Source organism: Magnetovibrio sp., from assembly GCF_036568125.1.
Classification (GTDB): Bacteria; Pseudomonadota; Alphaproteobacteria; order Rhodospirillales; family Magnetovibrionaceae; genus Magnetovibrio.
The window spans coordinates 99,288-113,382 of record NZ_DATCTF010000014.1 but is presented as its reverse complement, the minus strand read 5'-3'; the positions used below and the strand labels follow the sequence as shown (position 1 = coordinate 113,382).

The 14,095-nt window shown below is 59.8% G+C and carries 17 protein-coding genes; 1 reads left to right on the top strand and 16 read right to left on the bottom strand.

Features of this window, described 5'->3' with window-relative positions; all coding sequences use genetic code 11:
• Positions 1–17 precede the first annotated feature (17 nt).
• From rpmF to VIN96_RS12260, 3 genes are all read right to left on the bottom strand, one after another.
• Positions 18–203: a 50S ribosomal protein L32 gene (gene rpmF / locus VIN96_RS12270; RefSeq protein ID WP_331896517.1), complete on the bottom strand. Its 186-nt coding sequence runs from the start codon at positions 201–203 to the stop codon at positions 18–20.
• Positions 204–313: 110 nt separating this feature from the next.
• Entirely contained in the window at positions 314–892 is a 579-nt protein-coding gene (locus VIN96_RS12265; RefSeq protein ID WP_331896516.1) for a DUF177 domain-containing protein, read from the bottom strand.
• Position 893: 1 nt separating this feature from the next.
• On the bottom strand, positions 894–1,466 hold the full coding sequence (locus VIN96_RS12260) for a ubiquinol-cytochrome C chaperone family protein (RefSeq protein WP_331896515.1): 573 nt from the start codon (positions 1,464–1,466) through the stop codon (positions 894–896).
• A 239-nt stretch (positions 1,467–1,705) separates the two neighbouring features.
• Here VIN96_RS12260 and VIN96_RS12255 point away from each other — a divergent pair, with 239 nt between their 5' ends.
• The gene (locus VIN96_RS12255) at positions 1,706–2,122 is read left to right on the top strand and encodes an outer membrane protein assembly factor BamE (RefSeq protein ID WP_331896514.1); all 417 of its coding nucleotides are present in this window, start codon (positions 1,706–1,708) and stop codon (positions 2,120–2,122) included.
• 114 nt (positions 2,123–2,236) lie between these two features.
• On the opposite strand, the gene VIN96_RS12250 is transcribed toward VIN96_RS12255, so the two are convergent.
• The 13 genes from VIN96_RS12250 to VIN96_RS12190 form a co-directional block, all read right to left on the bottom strand.
• On the bottom strand, positions 2,237–4,345 hold the full coding sequence (locus VIN96_RS12250) for a sodium-translocating pyrophosphatase (RefSeq protein ID WP_331896513.1): 2,109 nt from the start codon (positions 4,343–4,345) through the stop codon (positions 2,237–2,239).
• Between the two features lie 221 nt (positions 4,346–4,566).
• Entirely contained in the window at positions 4,567–5,055 is a 489-nt protein-coding gene (locus VIN96_RS12245; RefSeq protein ID WP_331896512.1) for a hypothetical protein, read from the bottom strand.
• A gap of 86 nt (positions 5,056–5,141) precedes the next feature.
• Positions 5,142–6,152, bottom strand: coding sequence for a thiamine-phosphate kinase (thiL, locus tag VIN96_RS12240; RefSeq protein WP_331896511.1), 1,011 nt, complete (start codon positions 6,150–6,152; stop codon positions 5,142–5,144).
• A gap of 27 nt (positions 6,153–6,179) precedes the next feature.
• Positions 6,180–6,680 (bottom strand): transcription antitermination factor NusB, encoded by a 501-nt coding sequence (nusB, locus tag VIN96_RS12235; protein WP_331896510.1) that lies wholly within the window; start codon positions 6,678–6,680, stop codon positions 6,180–6,182.
• Positions 6,677–7,138, bottom strand: coding sequence for a 6,7-dimethyl-8-ribityllumazine synthase (gene ribH / locus VIN96_RS12230; protein WP_331896509.1), 462 nt, complete (start codon positions 7,136–7,138; stop codon positions 6,677–6,679). The genes nusB and ribH overlap by 4 nt, the downstream gene beginning before the upstream one ends.
• Before the next feature lie 12 nt (positions 7,139–7,150).
• A complete protein-coding gene (ribB, locus tag VIN96_RS12225) occupies positions 7,151–8,272 on the bottom strand; it encodes a 3,4-dihydroxy-2-butanone-4-phosphate synthase (protein WP_331896508.1) in 1,122 nt (373 codons plus the stop codon).
• A 30-nt stretch (positions 8,273–8,302) separates the two neighbouring features.
• Complete coding sequence (locus VIN96_RS12220) at positions 8,303–8,917, bottom strand: riboflavin synthase (protein ID WP_331896507.1); 615 nt, start codon at positions 8,915–8,917, stop codon at positions 8,303–8,305.
• A gap of 3 nt (positions 8,918–8,920) precedes the next feature.
• Complete coding sequence (gene ribD / locus VIN96_RS12215; protein WP_331896506.1) at positions 8,921–10,030, bottom strand: bifunctional diaminohydroxyphosphoribosylaminopyrimidine deaminase/5-amino-6-(5-phosphoribosylamino)uracil reductase RibD; 1,110 nt, start codon at positions 10,028–10,030, stop codon at positions 8,921–8,923.
• Complete coding sequence (gene nrdR, locus VIN96_RS12210; protein WP_331896505.1) at positions 10,017–10,472, bottom strand: transcriptional regulator NrdR; 456 nt, start codon at positions 10,470–10,472, stop codon at positions 10,017–10,019. Before nrdR ends, ribD begins: the two co-directional genes overlap by 14 nt.
• A 27-nt stretch (positions 10,473–10,499) precedes the next feature.
• Complete coding sequence (gene glyA, locus VIN96_RS12205; RefSeq protein WP_331896504.1) at positions 10,500–11,795, bottom strand: serine hydroxymethyltransferase; 1,296 nt, start codon at positions 11,793–11,795, stop codon at positions 10,500–10,502.
• 36 nt (positions 11,796–11,831) lie between these two features.
• Complete coding sequence (gene rpiB / locus VIN96_RS12200; protein WP_331896503.1) at positions 11,832–12,281, bottom strand: ribose 5-phosphate isomerase B; 450 nt, start codon at positions 12,279–12,281, stop codon at positions 11,832–11,834.
• 118 nt (positions 12,282–12,399) lie between these two features.
• Positions 12,400–13,194, bottom strand: coding sequence for an ABC transporter ATP-binding protein (locus VIN96_RS12195; protein WP_331896502.1), 795 nt, complete (start codon positions 13,192–13,194; stop codon positions 12,400–12,402).
• The gene (locus VIN96_RS12190) at positions 13,191–14,093 is read right to left on the bottom strand and encodes an ABC transporter permease (protein ID WP_331896501.1); all 903 of its coding nucleotides are present in this window, start codon (positions 14,091–14,093) and stop codon (positions 13,191–13,193) included. Before VIN96_RS12190 ends, VIN96_RS12195 begins: the two co-directional genes overlap by 4 nt.
• Positions 14,094–14,095: the final 2 nt, after the last annotated feature.

The following is a 14,095-nucleotide window of genomic DNA, read 5'->3' as shown; positions in this document are numbered from 1 at the left end:
GAACGCCTGAAACGAAATCAGGCGGCGTCTTCGGCGGTGACGACTTCGCGGTTGTTGTACTGACCGCAAGCTTCGCACACGTGGTGCGGACGCTTCAGTTCGCCACACGACGGGCATTCTTCGTAGGTGTTGCCCTTCAGCGCGTCGTGCGAACGGCGCATGTTGCGCTTGGAGGTCGTGACTTTATGCTTGGGAACAGCCATCTTAACATTCCTTAAAATTACAAACACCCCAACAGGGTGTGCCCTCGGCACGGTGCCAAGGGGTGCTTACTTAACCAAAAAAGGACGCCGGGGCAAGCGTTTCGCCCCTCTTATTCAGAGGTTTCCGGTGAGACCTTTAGTTTCGAGAGAACCGCGAACGGGTTCTTTTTCTCGGGAACCGGTTCATCTTTACCATTGTTCCCGATCGAATAGCCATCGAACTTAGCGCCTTTTACGCGGGGAAAGGGGTCGATTTCAAGTGCCAATTGCTCCGCAACCGCTTCACCGATGTCGATTTTTCCGTCAATGATCGGCTCGGACAGCTCGATATCGTCGTCCAAATCGGCGAATTCCTCTTCGTCGTGACCGCCCTCTTCATCCGGAGAATGTGAATAAGTCATTGTAAAATTTGCAGATATTTCGCTTTCGACCGGGTCCAGCGTGACCACGCAGGTCTGCGTGACGCGGGCCTCGAAGTGCGCCGTCATGAGCACGTCGTCGTTGGCCAGCAATTGCAAAGAAACCTGCGCCGTAAGCGCATCGAGGCTGTCGATCTTGAAACGTTCGGCCAAGGCCTGGCGTTCGTGGTCGCTGGCCTCGATATCTTGCGCGTATTCCTGCAGGCCCAGCTTTTCGACCCTCACGATCCGGGACAGTTCGGGTTTGGGCGGCGTGATAGCTTGCGTCATCTTACTGCCCCTCGCCCGCCTGGGTGGAAAACGCGAATCGCGCGTTGAGGATGTCGTCGTCGCTGGCACGGTCCAGTTCTTCGGAAAGTGCGATCATGCGCGCGGCCAACGTCTGTGCGCCGCTGTCGTCTTCGACCGCACGGTAAATGTTGCGTTTCACGACGTCGGTGAATTCCACCAGCCGGGCTTCGGCGCTGGCGGCACTGAGCGCGTCGGTGTACGCCTTGACCCGTCCCAAATGCGCGCTGGCCATGGGTTTGATGCGGTGCTTCATGCCCTCGTCGGAAACCCCCAATTCGCGGAGGTTGATGTCCATGTCGGCGAACATCACGTCGAATAGTTCCTGGGCCAATTCCTGGATGCGTGCGGCGTGTTGGCTGTCGACCAGCCCGATGCGGCGATTGATCAAGGCGGCGGTCAACGAGATCATGTCGAAACGTCCGTCCACGGTGTCGGGCACACCCAAATCGGTGAAGTATTCGACTTGCCGGGCGGCTTTGACGGCGGTCGCGTACCATGCGACGGCGATGGGATCGGGGCGGCTAAAGCCCAATTTTTTCAGCAAGGCCTTCATGGCGGGATCGACTTTTCTCAATTGGTTCAGTTTTCGGGGTATGCTGCGGCCTCAAATGCATCGCCCCGCATTGACACGCACCGCGTCAGGTGCGATTTTCGGGGCTCTTTTCAATCAGGGCCGTGTTCTCAGGAACCGAGGTTCTCAGACACTGGGCAGAATGTAGGGCAATGAAGACAATTAAAAAAGCCCCCGCTGACAATAGACCCCGCAAAAGTACCCGTCGCCGCGCGCTTTGGGTGGCCTCCTTGATCGTGCTGGGCGCGACGACCGCATGTTCGCCGCGCGTCGACACTCGCGGCAACGCCATTCACATGGACGACATCGCTGCGGTCGAACCGGGCGTGTTCACCCAAGATCACGTTCTGAGCAAGCTGGGATCGCCTTCAAGCACCGCGAACTTCGGCAATGACGTTTGGTATTACATCTCCGAACGCACCGAAACTTTGGCCTTTCTCGCACCCGAAGTGATTGATCGCCAAATCGTGGCGATCGTTTTCGACGAACATGGCGTGGTGAAATCTGTCGATGTATTCGACAAAAACAGCGCGGAACTGGTCGAGCCGGTGGACCGGGTGACGCCCACGGCGGGCAACTCCTTGGGTATGATCGAGCAGTTCCTGAGCAACCTGGGCCGTTTCAACAAGAAGAAATAGCCCCCTGCTCGACTTTCCGTTCGGCTCGGTGCTCACCAGATCCCGTGTCCGTCAGACAATGAAAACCCCCGAAGGCCGCGCCTTCGGGGGTTTTCATTGAGCGTTGTGTTGCGTTTATCCGGCCAAAACCGCCAACAGCAAAATCGCCACGATGTTGATGATCTTGATCATCGGGTTGATCGCCGGTCCCGCGGTGTCCTTGTAAGGATCGCCAACGGTGTCGCCGGTGACCGCGGCGTGGTGGGCGTCAGAGCCCTTGCCGCCATAGTGGCCGTCTTCGATGTACTTTTTGGCATTGTCCCACGCGCCGCCGCCCGACGTCATCGAAATGGCGACGAACAGGCCGGTGACGATGGTGCCCATCAGCATCGCGCCGAGCGCCGAGAACGCCGCCGCTTGGTCCGCGAGGCCGAGGATGATGAAATACATCATGATCGGCGCCAGAACCGGCAGCAACGACGGCACCACCATTTCCTTGATGGCGGTCTTGGTCAGCATGTCCACGCAACGCGCGTAGTCAGGCTTTTGCGTGCCTTCCATGATGCCCGGCATCTCCTTGAACTGGCGCCGCACTTCGATCACAACCTGACCGCCCGCACGCCCCACGGCCATCATGCCCATGGAACCGAACAGGAACGGCAGCAAACCGCCGACGAACAGGCCGATCACCACAAACGGGTTCTGTAGGCTGAAGTTGACCTGTTCGTAGACGGTCGGGAAATAGTGCACCAAATCCTCGGTGTACGCTGCGAACAGCACCAATGCGGCCAGACCGGCCGAACCGATGGCGTAACCCTTGGTCACGGCCTTGGTGGTGTTGCCGACCGCATCCAAGGTGTCGGTGGTGTTGCGCACGTCGGCGGGCAGGTCCGCCATTTCGGCGATGCCGCCGGCGTTGTCGGTGACCGGACCGAATGCGTCCAGCGCCACCACGATACCGGCCAGCGCCAACATGGTGGTGGCCGAAATCGCTAGGCCGAACAGGCCCGCGACGGTGTAGCTGACGATGATGCCACCGCAAATCACCAACACCGGCATAGCGGTCGATTCCATCGATACCGCCAGACCTTGGATCACGTTGGTGCCATGGCCGGTGGTCGAGGCCAAGGCCACCGATTTCACCGGGCGATGTTCGGTGCCGGTGTAATATTCGGTGATCCACACGATCAGGCCGGTGACGACCAGGCCGGTCAGAGAGGCGATATACAGCTGTCCAACCGAAACGACTTTGGCGTCGTTCATCGAGTACATGTTGTCGAAACCGCCGAGCATGACATACATCAGCACCGCGATCAGACCCGCCGAGATGATGGCCGAAGCGATGAAGCCTTTATACAAGGCCCCCATCACCGACTGGTTCGAGCCCAGCTTGACGAAGAACGTTGCAATCACGGATGCGATGATACACGCCCCGCCGACGGCCAGCGGGAACAGCATCATCAGTTCTTGATCCGCTTTGGTGAAGAAGATCGCGGCCAGCAACATCGTCGCCACCACGGTCACCGCATAGGTTTCGAACAAATCCGCGGCCATGCCCGCGCAGTCGCCGACGTTGTCGCCGACGTTGTCGGCGATCACGCCGGGGTTGCGGGGATCGTCTTCGGGAATGCCCGCTTCGATCTTGCCCACCAAATCGGCGCCGACGTCGGCGCCCTTGGTGAAGATGCCACCGCCCAAACGGGCGAAGATGGAGATCAAAGATGCACCGAAGCCCAAGGCCACCAACGCTTCGAGAATGCTGCGCATGCCCTCGGTGCTCGACGGATCGAACAGGTTGCGCAGCACAATGTAGTAGCCCGCCACGCCCAACAGCGCCAAACCAACCACCAGCATGCCTGTGATGGCGCCGGAGGTGAACGCGACGTTGAGACCGCCGGCCAGTCCTTCGGAGCGCGCTGCTTCAGCCGTGCGCACATTGGCGCGGACGGAAACGTTCATGCCGATATATCCAGCCAAGCCGGACAAAATTGCACCGAGGAAGTAGCCGATGGCCACGGACAACCCCAGACGCATGCCCAGCAGAACGCCGATGACGACACCGACGACAGCCACTGTGGTGTATTGTCGATTCAAATAAGCCGCTGCACCCTCTTGGATCGCAGCGGCTATTTCTTGCATTTTTTCGTTGCCGGCGGGTTTGGCGAGAACCGCGCGGATGGCGTAAGCGCCGTACAGAACGGCAAGCAGGCCACAGGCAAGCACTAGATAGTATGTAGTCGACATGAATAACGTCTCCCCACTGGGTTTCCCAGAATATTCCCTGTCATCAGGGTCTGAGGAAGCGACTCCCGTCACCTTACCCAACCCCGGGGCAAATGTTGCCAGATCAAACGGTTGATGGCAACCAGTGGGCGTATATTATTCTTATCTTATATATGAATTGGTTCGTCGATAGCTCGGAACGGTTCCAGGCCGGTTGCTTCTGAAACCGCCCAAAATACCGCTTAATTGTCGGCTGTGCTGGTCATCGCCTGAATCAGCGCGTCGTTGACGACGTCCTTGCCGAGCATCTTATTGGCCGTCATCAAGATACGGTATTTGACCAAAGTGACATCGAGGGTCTTGTTGTTGCGTAGCGTGCGCGGGATATAAAACGAGAAATCCTTGAGCAAGGCGTCGCCCAGGCGGCGTTGGGATTTCGCGACGAGACGCTCGTTGTCGACGTTGAGAACTTCCAACTTGTAGTGAATCATGATGGTCGCCGCGACATCGTTGTCCTGGAAAACCGGCACCTGGATCGGATCCATTTCGATGTAGCGTGGCCGCGACTCGAACAGGGCTTTGGTTTTTTCCTTTGTTGCCTCTTCCGCTTGCTGTGCGGCGAGTTCTTCAGGGGTTATCTCAAACGGTCCCAGAGACATGTATTTCAGCAGGCTGACGGTGCCGCCCGCAAGCATGATCAAAAAGGCAAAGGCGAGGATCAGTTTTTTCATGTGTTCAAGTCTCGTGTCGAAGCGATTGATTTGTCTGGGCGGTGCCGATTATAGACATGCGTCAGTATGTGAAAAAGCCTCAAAACTCAGAGATGGCGATATCCGCTGGCTCTCAAGCGCATAGGTAGGCCGTTGGTGTCGAGCACCTGAACGCGTGGACCGTTGCACGGATTCATGGGCTCTATGCGACCGATCACGCTGAGCGGTAGAGACATCGTCGCGGCCAAGTCCTCCAATTCGCTCAATGCGCTCTCGGCGGCGGTGAACACCAGTTCGTAGTCGTCCCCGCCGGTGAGCACGTCACCCAGGCGTTCTGGCGCTTGCATCAAAACGGCGCGGGCGGCGGCGGACAGTTGAACCTGTTCGGCTTCGATGATGGCGCTCACGCCGGATGCTTCGCATATGTGGCCCAAATCGGCGACCAAACCGTCGGAAACGTCCACGGCGGCGTGGGCCAGACCACGCTTGACCAGTTCTTGGGCGAATTCCCAGCGCGGTTCCGGGCGTGCATAGCGCCGAGCCAGATGATCGCGTGCCGCGGCGTCCAGGCCATCGAAGTCGCCTTGCAATACCGCCAAGCCCAAAGCCCCGTCGCCGATGGTACCGGTTGCCAGTACCAAGTCGCCTTCCCGGGCTCCGGCGCGGGTCAATGCCCGCCCGGCGCGGACAAAGCCCAAAGCGGTGATGGTGAAAGCCATAGGACCGGGGGTGGAGACCGTGTCACCGCCCAATAGCTTTGCGCCCGACGGCGCCAATGCGGATTTAAGCCCGGCGGCGAAGGATGCGATCCAGTCTTCGGCGACACCCGGTGAAAACTGCGCAGCAAGAAACACCGCGTGCGGCCTTGCCCCCATTGCGGCGAGGTCGGATAGGTTTACGCCGACGACTTTGTAGGCGATGTCTTCGGGACTAAGGGTTTCGAGGAAATGCACCCCCGCGACGATCGCGTCGGTGGTGACGACCAACTGATGTCCTTCGGGAACGCTTAGCAGCGCTGCGTCGTCGGTCAGCCCCAAAGCTTCATCCGATCCCTCGCTTAAGGGACGAAAGTACTTGGAAATGATATCGAATTCGCTGCCGGAGGGATGATCAGCCATGGGGCCGTCTTTTACCAGTTGAAGCGGTTAGCTCATCGTGCCATCACGCAGAACGTGGGCCAGCTTATCCAGCACCCCGTTGACCATTTTCGGTTCGCCTTCGCTGAAGAACGCGTTGGCGACATCCATGTATTCGTTGATGATGACCTTGGCGGGGATGTCGGTGCGGGCCAGAAGCTCGAACACGCCGACGCGCAAAATGGCGCGCAACAGCACTTCCAAGCGCTCGACCGTCCACTTGTCGCCCAACGCGCCGTTGAGAATTTCGTCGATTTCGCCTTGGCGCGCGATCACGCCGCGCACAAGCTCGATCAGAAAGGTTTTATCGGGGTCGAGGAATTCGGCCTCCCCCACTTCGTCGCCGTCTTCGTCTTCCACCGGAACGGTCCAGCGTTTTTCGATGAAGGTGCGCAACACCGGATCGGCGTCGCCGTCGACCATGTCCAACTCGTACAGGGATTGGACCGCAGCCATGCGTGCGGCGCTACGGTTTTTGGCGTTGAATTTATCGGCCGCGCCGTCGCTCATTGGGTTTTTCCGTGCATCAGGGCGGAGCGCACTTCGATCATGCGCAAGCAGGCTTCGGCCGCGTCGCCGCCTTTGTTTTTCTGATCGACGCCGGCGCGCACCAAGGCTTGCGCTTCGTTTTCGACCGTCAAGATGCCGTTGCCGATGGCCACGCCTTCCAGCGACAGGTCCATCAAGGCGCGGCAGCTTTCGCCCGCGACATAGTCGTAGTGGCTGGTTTCGCCGCGAATGACGCAGCCCAGAGCGATATAGCCTTCGTAGTGCTTGGCCGCGACCGGATGGTCTTCCTGGGCCAATTCGGCAAAGGTGATGACGCCGGGAATTTCGAACGCACCGGGAACCGTGATGCGGTCATAATCGACGCCCGCCTCTTCCAACGTGGCGATGGCGCCCGCGACCAGTTGGTCGGTGATGTGCTGGTAAAACGGAGCTTCGATGATGAGAACCTTGGAGGCCATCTTGTTGTTTCCTTAGTTGGGGATCGGTTTTTGACCGGCGACCGTCAGGCCGTAGCCTTCGAGTCCGACGATGGTGCGCGATGTGTTGGACAGCAAGGTCATTTCCTTGATGCCCAGATCGAGCAGAATTTGCGCGCCGACACCGTAATTGCGCAGTTGTGCGCTGACTCCGCCGGCGTCGCCGGGCTCGGCCTCGACGGGCACGGCCTTGCGTTCGGACAGCGCATTGAGGCGCGGATTGCGGATCACCACCACTGCGCCGCGCCCTTCATCGGAAATGGCTTTGAGCGAGCGCTGCAACACATCCGCTTTGCCCGCGCCGTTGTCGCCCAAGGCGTCGGTGAGGATGTCCATGGCGTGCATGCGCACCAAAACCGGCCCGCCGGAAGCGACGTCGCCGCACGTCAGCGCCACGTGTTCGGTGCCGTCCAGTTCGCTGCGGTAAATGGTCATGTCGAAAGCGCCGCCGTAGATGGAGGTAAACGGCTGGCTAAGGACCCGTTCGACCACATGATCGTTTTTCAAGCGGTAGGCGATCAGATCGGCGATGGTGGCGATTTTCAGCTTGTGCTTTTCGGCGTAGGGAATCAAATCGCCCAGACGCGCCATGGTGCCGTCTTCGTTCATGATCTCGCAGATCACGCCCGAGGGGTTGAGGCCCGCGAGGCGGGAAATGTCCACCGCCGCTTCGGTGTGGCCGGCGCGCACCAAAACGCCGCCGTCACGCGCTTCCAGTGGGAAAATGTGCCCCGGCGTGGTGATGTCGGCTTTGCCTTTGGTCTGGTCGATGGCGACCGCGATGGTACGGGCGCGATCGGATGCGGAAATGCCCGTCGTGACCCCTTCGCGCGCTTCGATCGACACCGTGAACGCGGTCGAGTGGCGCGACACGTTGGACTGCACCATGTGCGGAATTTCCAGCTGTTCGACGCGCGCGCGGGTCAGAGTCAGGCAAATTAGGCCGCGGCCGTATGTGGCCATGAAATTGATCGCTTCGGGAGTCGCCATTTGCGCCGGGATCACCAGATCGCCTTCGTTTTCGCGGTCTTCATCGTCGACCAGGATGAACATGCGGCCATTGCGCGCGTCTTCGATGATGTCTTCGATGGGTGATAATTTGTCTTTGAACGGCACGTCTCTAATCCTACCCGCGTGTGTGTGTTGTTATTCTTTGCCAATCAGTCGCGCAACATAGCGCGCCAGCATATCGATTTCCAGGTTCACCTTATCGCCCACCTGCAACGCGCCGATGGTGGTGACCTCTTGCGTGTGGGGAATGACGTTGATGCCGAATTGGTCGCCGTCGACCTCGTTGACCGTCAACGATACGCCGTCGATGGTGATGGAACCTTTGGGCGCCAGGTATTTGGCCAGATCGCCGGGCGCGCGAAAGGTAAAGCGCACGCTGTCGCCGTCGTTTTCGCGGCGTGTCACCTCGCCCACGCCGTCGACATGGCCGGACACCATGTGACCGCCCAACTCATCGCCCAGGCGCATGGCGCGTTCCAGGTTCACTTTGGTGCCGACGTCCCAAGAGCCCAGCGTGGTTTTGGACAGGCTTTCGGCGGAAACTTCGATGGCGTACCAAGTGTCACCTTTGTCCACCACCGTCATGCACGCCCCCGCATGGGCGATGGACGCGCCGATGTCGATGTCGTTCACGTCGAAACGCGTTTCAACTTCGAAACGACGGCCCTCCCCTTCGGTTGCGCCGTTTTCGGTGCCTGTTTTCTTTAGGGCGCGGATGCGGCCGATGTCGGTTACGATGCCCGTGAACACAGATCAGTCCCCCAATGCGTAGATTTCCAATTTGTCCGGCCCTGCCTGTAGCACGGCTTGCGGTGCCAAGGCCAGTTTTTCCAGTTCAAAATCGTGAAATGCGGGCACGCCATGTGCACCCAGGACCTTTTCGGCGCGAAACCAGTCGATTTCATCGACCAATCCGGCTTTCAGAAACGACGAAACCACCCCCGGCCCGGCTTCGATCAAAACGCGGTTCAGGCCGCGCTGCGCCAGTTCATGCGCAACCCACACCGGATCGGGGCGCGCATCGGGGGATTGGATGACGGTTGCGCCCTTGTGTTCAAGGGCTGACATACGCGCCGAATCCGCCTCTGCGCCGCAAACGATCCACAACGGTGCGTCATTTAGGCTGCTTAACAACTTGGCGTCGTCGGGCAGCGCCAGCTTGCTGTCCAACAGGATGCGAACCGGGCTTTGGTCTTCGAGCCCCTGAAGGCGACAGGTATAGGTCGGGTCGTCGTCGAGCACCGTGCCGATGCCGAACAACACCGCATCGTGCTGGGCGCGCAGCAGATGGCCGCGCGCGCGCGCTTCGGGTGACGTGATCCATTTGGCATCCCCTTGGGCGCCGCGCGGCGGGATACGTCCGTCATGGCTGGTGGCGAGCTTCAGGGTGAAGGCCGGGCGGTTTTCGGTGATGCGTTTGAAAAAGCCCAGATTGGCGCGCCAAGCTTCGTCGCGCAGTATCCCTTCGACAACCTCGATCCCGGCGTCTTTCAAGATTTTCAGACCTTTACCCGCGACCCGTTCGTCAGGATCGGAAATCGCCACAACCACCCGCGCCACGCCGGCATCCACCAAAGCGTTGGCGCACGGCGGCGTTTGGCCGTGATGGGCACAGGGTTCAAGCGTCACATAGGCGGTTGCGCCACGCGCCGCGTCGCCGGCTTGCGCCAGCGCCATGGCCTCGGCATGCGGGCGCCCGCCCGGCTGGGTCCAGCCGCGGCCGACGACGATGGCGTCTTTGACAAGAATGCAACCGACCGCGGGGTTTGGTGCGGTGTTGCCCAGGCCGCGCCGCGCCAGTCTCAGCGCGGCGCGCAGGAAGTCTTCATCCCGGTTTAAGGCTGGGGGGTTAGTCTTGCTCACCCAAGTTTCCAATAAAATCATCGAAGTCTTTGATTTCGTGGAAATCTTTGTAGACGGAAGCGAACCGCACATAGGCCACTTTGTCGAACTCCATGAGCCGTTCCATGATCAGTTCGCCAATGGCCTTGGACGGAATTTCCGTCTCGCCCGAGGTTTCCAGGCGACGCTGGATACCGTTGACGATGCGTTCGATCTGATCGTCGGTTGCGGGACGTTTGCGCAAGGCGATTTCCATCGACCGCTTCACTTTTTCACGGTCGAACGGCACCTTCTCGCCATCGGTCTTGATCACCGTCAGCTCACGCAGGTGCACCCGTTCAAAGGTGGTGAAGCGCGACCCGCACGACGGGCAATAGCGCCGTCGGCGAATGGTGGCATTGTCTTCGCTGGGACGCGAATCTTTAACCTGGGTGTCGTTGTTGCCGCAAAACGGACAGCGCATGTGATCCCTCCCCTTAAGGCTTCTCGATTATCCGTAAATCGGGAAGCGTGCGCACAGCGCTTCGACTTTGGTGCGCACAGACGCTTCGACAGCGCCGTTGCCCTCTTCGCCGTTGGCGGCCAAGCCATCGAGCACTTCGCACGCCATCAAGCCAATTTGCTTGAATTCCTCGGTGCCGAAGCCGCGCGTGGTGCCTGCCGGGGTGCCGAACCGCACGCCCGACGTGACCATCGGCTTTTCGGTATCGAACGGAATGCCGTTTTTGTTGCAGGTGATGCCGGCTCGGTCCAGTGCGTGTTCGGCGGCGTTGCCTTTGACACCCTTGGGGCGCAGGTCGACCAGCATCAGGTGCGTGTCGGTGCCGCCGGTGGAAATGGCGTAACCCCCGTCGACCATGGTCTGGGCCAGGGCCTGGGCATTGTCGATGACGCGCTGGGCATAGGCTTTGAAGCTCGGCTGCAAGGCTTCGCCGAAGGCTACAGCCTTGGCGGCGATGACGTGCATCAGCGGACCGCCTTGCAGACCCGGGAAAATGGCCGAGTTGACCTTTTTCGAGATTTCCTCGGAATTGGTCAGGATCATGCCGCCGCGCGGGCCGCGCAGGGTCTTGTGGGTGGTGGTGGTGGTGACGTCGGCGATGCCCACCGGGCTCGGGTGCACGCCTGCCGCGACCAAACCGGCGAAATGCGCCATGTCGACCATCATGTAGGCGCCCACTTCATCGGCAATGGCGCGGAAACGCGCGAAATCGATGTGACGCGGATAGGCCGAACCGCCGGCGATGATCAGTTTCGGCTTGTGTTCACGGGCCAGGGCCTCGACTTCATCGAAGTTGATGCGCAGATCGCTTTCATTGACGCCGTACTGAACCGCGTTGAACCATTTGCCCGATTGCGCCGGCGGGGCGCCGTGGGTCAGGTGACCACCAGCGGCCAGGCTCATGCCCAAAATGGTATCGCCGGGCTGCAGCAGCGCCATGAACACACCGCCGTTGGCTTGTGCGCCGGAATGGGGCTGAACGTTGACGAACTGGCAACCGAACAGCTCTTTCGCGCGGTCCTGAGCCAGCTTTTCCGAGACGTCGACGTATTCGCAACCGCCATAGTAACGACGACCGGGGTAGCCTTCGGCGTACTTGTTGGTCAGCACGCTGCCTTGGGCTTCCAAAACCGCCTTGGAGACGATGTTTTCCGACGCGATCAACTCGATCTGATTTTGCTGGCGGCCCAGCTCGTCGTCGATGGAGGCTTTGAGCGCCGGATCGGTTTCGGCCAAGGTCTTGGAAAAGAACTGGGCGAGTTCGTCGTTGGGATAGCTGGTCATGGGTTCAGCACTTTGTCCTAGTTGAGATGTAAGTTGTCAGCCTGGTGGGTTGGACAGCATCGCGACGCGGCGCAGATGACGTTCACCTTGGTCGAAGGCCGTGTTCAAGAATGTATCGACGCACTCTTCGGCAAGGTCGGGGCCGATCATGCGGCCGCCCATGCAGAGCACGTTGGCGTTATTGTGTTCCCGCGCTAAACGCGCGCATGTCACGTCAGTCACCAATGCGGCGCGGATTTCAGGAAAGCGGTTTGCGGCGATGGAAATGCCGATGCCGCTGCCGCACATCAAGATGCCGCGCGATGCCTTGCCGTCTTTGATGGCTTGAGCCATGGCATAGCCGTATTCGGGATAGTCCACAGATTCCGTACCGTTCGTGCCGAGATCGAGAACTTTCAACCCTTTGGCTTCAAGGAACGCGACAAGGTGTTGCTTGAGCGTAACTGCCCCATGGTCGCTAGCAATGGCGATGGTGTCATTCGACATGTGTGTGTCATCCATTTCCAGATTTTGAGCTATTACCTGGGGAAGGTCCAAACGTGCGCCTAGTTACCATATGTCGCCCCCCCCTGCCAAGCGGGCACAAGCGCTCGTGGCCATAATCTCAACTGAGCAACAGCGCGTCATCGTCCAATTCCGAGCCGCGCACCTTTTCGAACATATGCAGCAAGTCTTCGACCTTGAGGCCTTCGCGTTCCTTATCGCGCACGTCCAGCACCACGCGACCTTCGTGCAACATCACGGTACGATTGCCGATCGACAGGGCTTGGCGCATGGAATGGGTGACCATCAAGGTGGTGAGGTTGCGCTCGGCGACGATCTCGCGGGTCAATTCCAGCACGAACGCCGCCGTCTTGGGGTCCAGGGCGGCGGTGTGTTCGTCGAGCAGCAAGATCTTCATCGGTTGCATCGCCGCCATCAGCAAGCTCACGGCTTGGCGCTGGCCGCCCGAAAGCAGTTCCATGCGGTCGCCGAGGCGATTTTCCAAACCGAGGTTGAGCCGTGCGATCTGGGTGCGGAAATCATCGCGCAGATGCGCGCCGACCGACGCGCCGAAACCGCGCCGTTTGCCGCGCGCGTTGGCCAGGGCGAGGTTTTCTTCGATGGTCAGATTGGCGCAACTGCCGCCCAGCGGGTCTTGAAAGACCCGTGCCACCAACCCGGCGCGCTTGGCGGTCGGCCAGGCGGTGACGTCGAGGTCGTTGATCAGGATTTGCCCGCTGTCGGGACGCAGTTCCCCGGCCAAGGCATTGAGGAACGTACTTTTACCCGCGCCGTTGGAACCGATCACGGTGACGAAGTCGCCTTCGGGGATCGTCAGGTCGATGCCGCGCATGGCGGGGGTTTCCATCGGTGTGCCGGCATTGAAGGTGACGGCCAGTTGACGGGCTTCGATCATGTCTCCTGCCCTCCTTTGCGTTTGGCGCGAAACGGCATGCGCACACCTGGCAAAACCATCGCCAGCGTCACCAAAACGGCGGTGATCAAGTTCAAGTCTTGTGCTTTAAGGCCCAGCAAATCGGCATTGAGCGCGCCCGCCACGGCCAAGCGGTAGATAATTGAACCGATCACGCACGCCAACGTGGCGCGAAACACGGTCGCGGTGCTGATCACGGCCTCGCCGCCGATCACCGCAGCCAAACCGACCACGATCACGCCGACACCCAGCGTTACGTCCGCTGCGCCCTGGCTTTGCGCGAATAGTGCGCCCGCCAACGCCACCAGCGCGTTGCTTAGCGCCATGCCGCCCAAGATATAACGGTTGGTGTGGATGCCCTGGGCGCGCGCCATGCGCGGATTGACGCCTGTGGCGCGCATCGCCAGCCCGACTTCGGAGTTCAAAAACCAATCCAGAGCCAGCTTGACCACAATTACCAACACGAACAAAGCAATAGGCAGCGCAACATAGGTTGGCAGGCCCAGACCATCCAACGGCGTGAACACGGTGGTTTCACCCAAAAGCGCGATGTTGGGACGCCCCATAATGCGCAGGTTGATGGAATACAGCGCGATCATGGTGAGGATCGAAGCCAACAGGTGCAAAATCTTCAAGCGGACATTGAGCCACGCCGTGACCATGCCAGCGACCGCCCCGGCCAGCGCTGCGGCAAACGTCGCCAGATACGGATCCGATCCGGCGACGATCAGGCTGGCGCACACGGCAGCACCAAGCGGAAAACTGCCGTCCACCGTCAAATCGGGGAATTGCAGTACGCGAAAGGATAAATAAACCCCGAGCGCGACCAAGGCGAACAGCAGTCCGACCTCGATCGCGCCGAGAAAGGCAATTTGGCTCATAT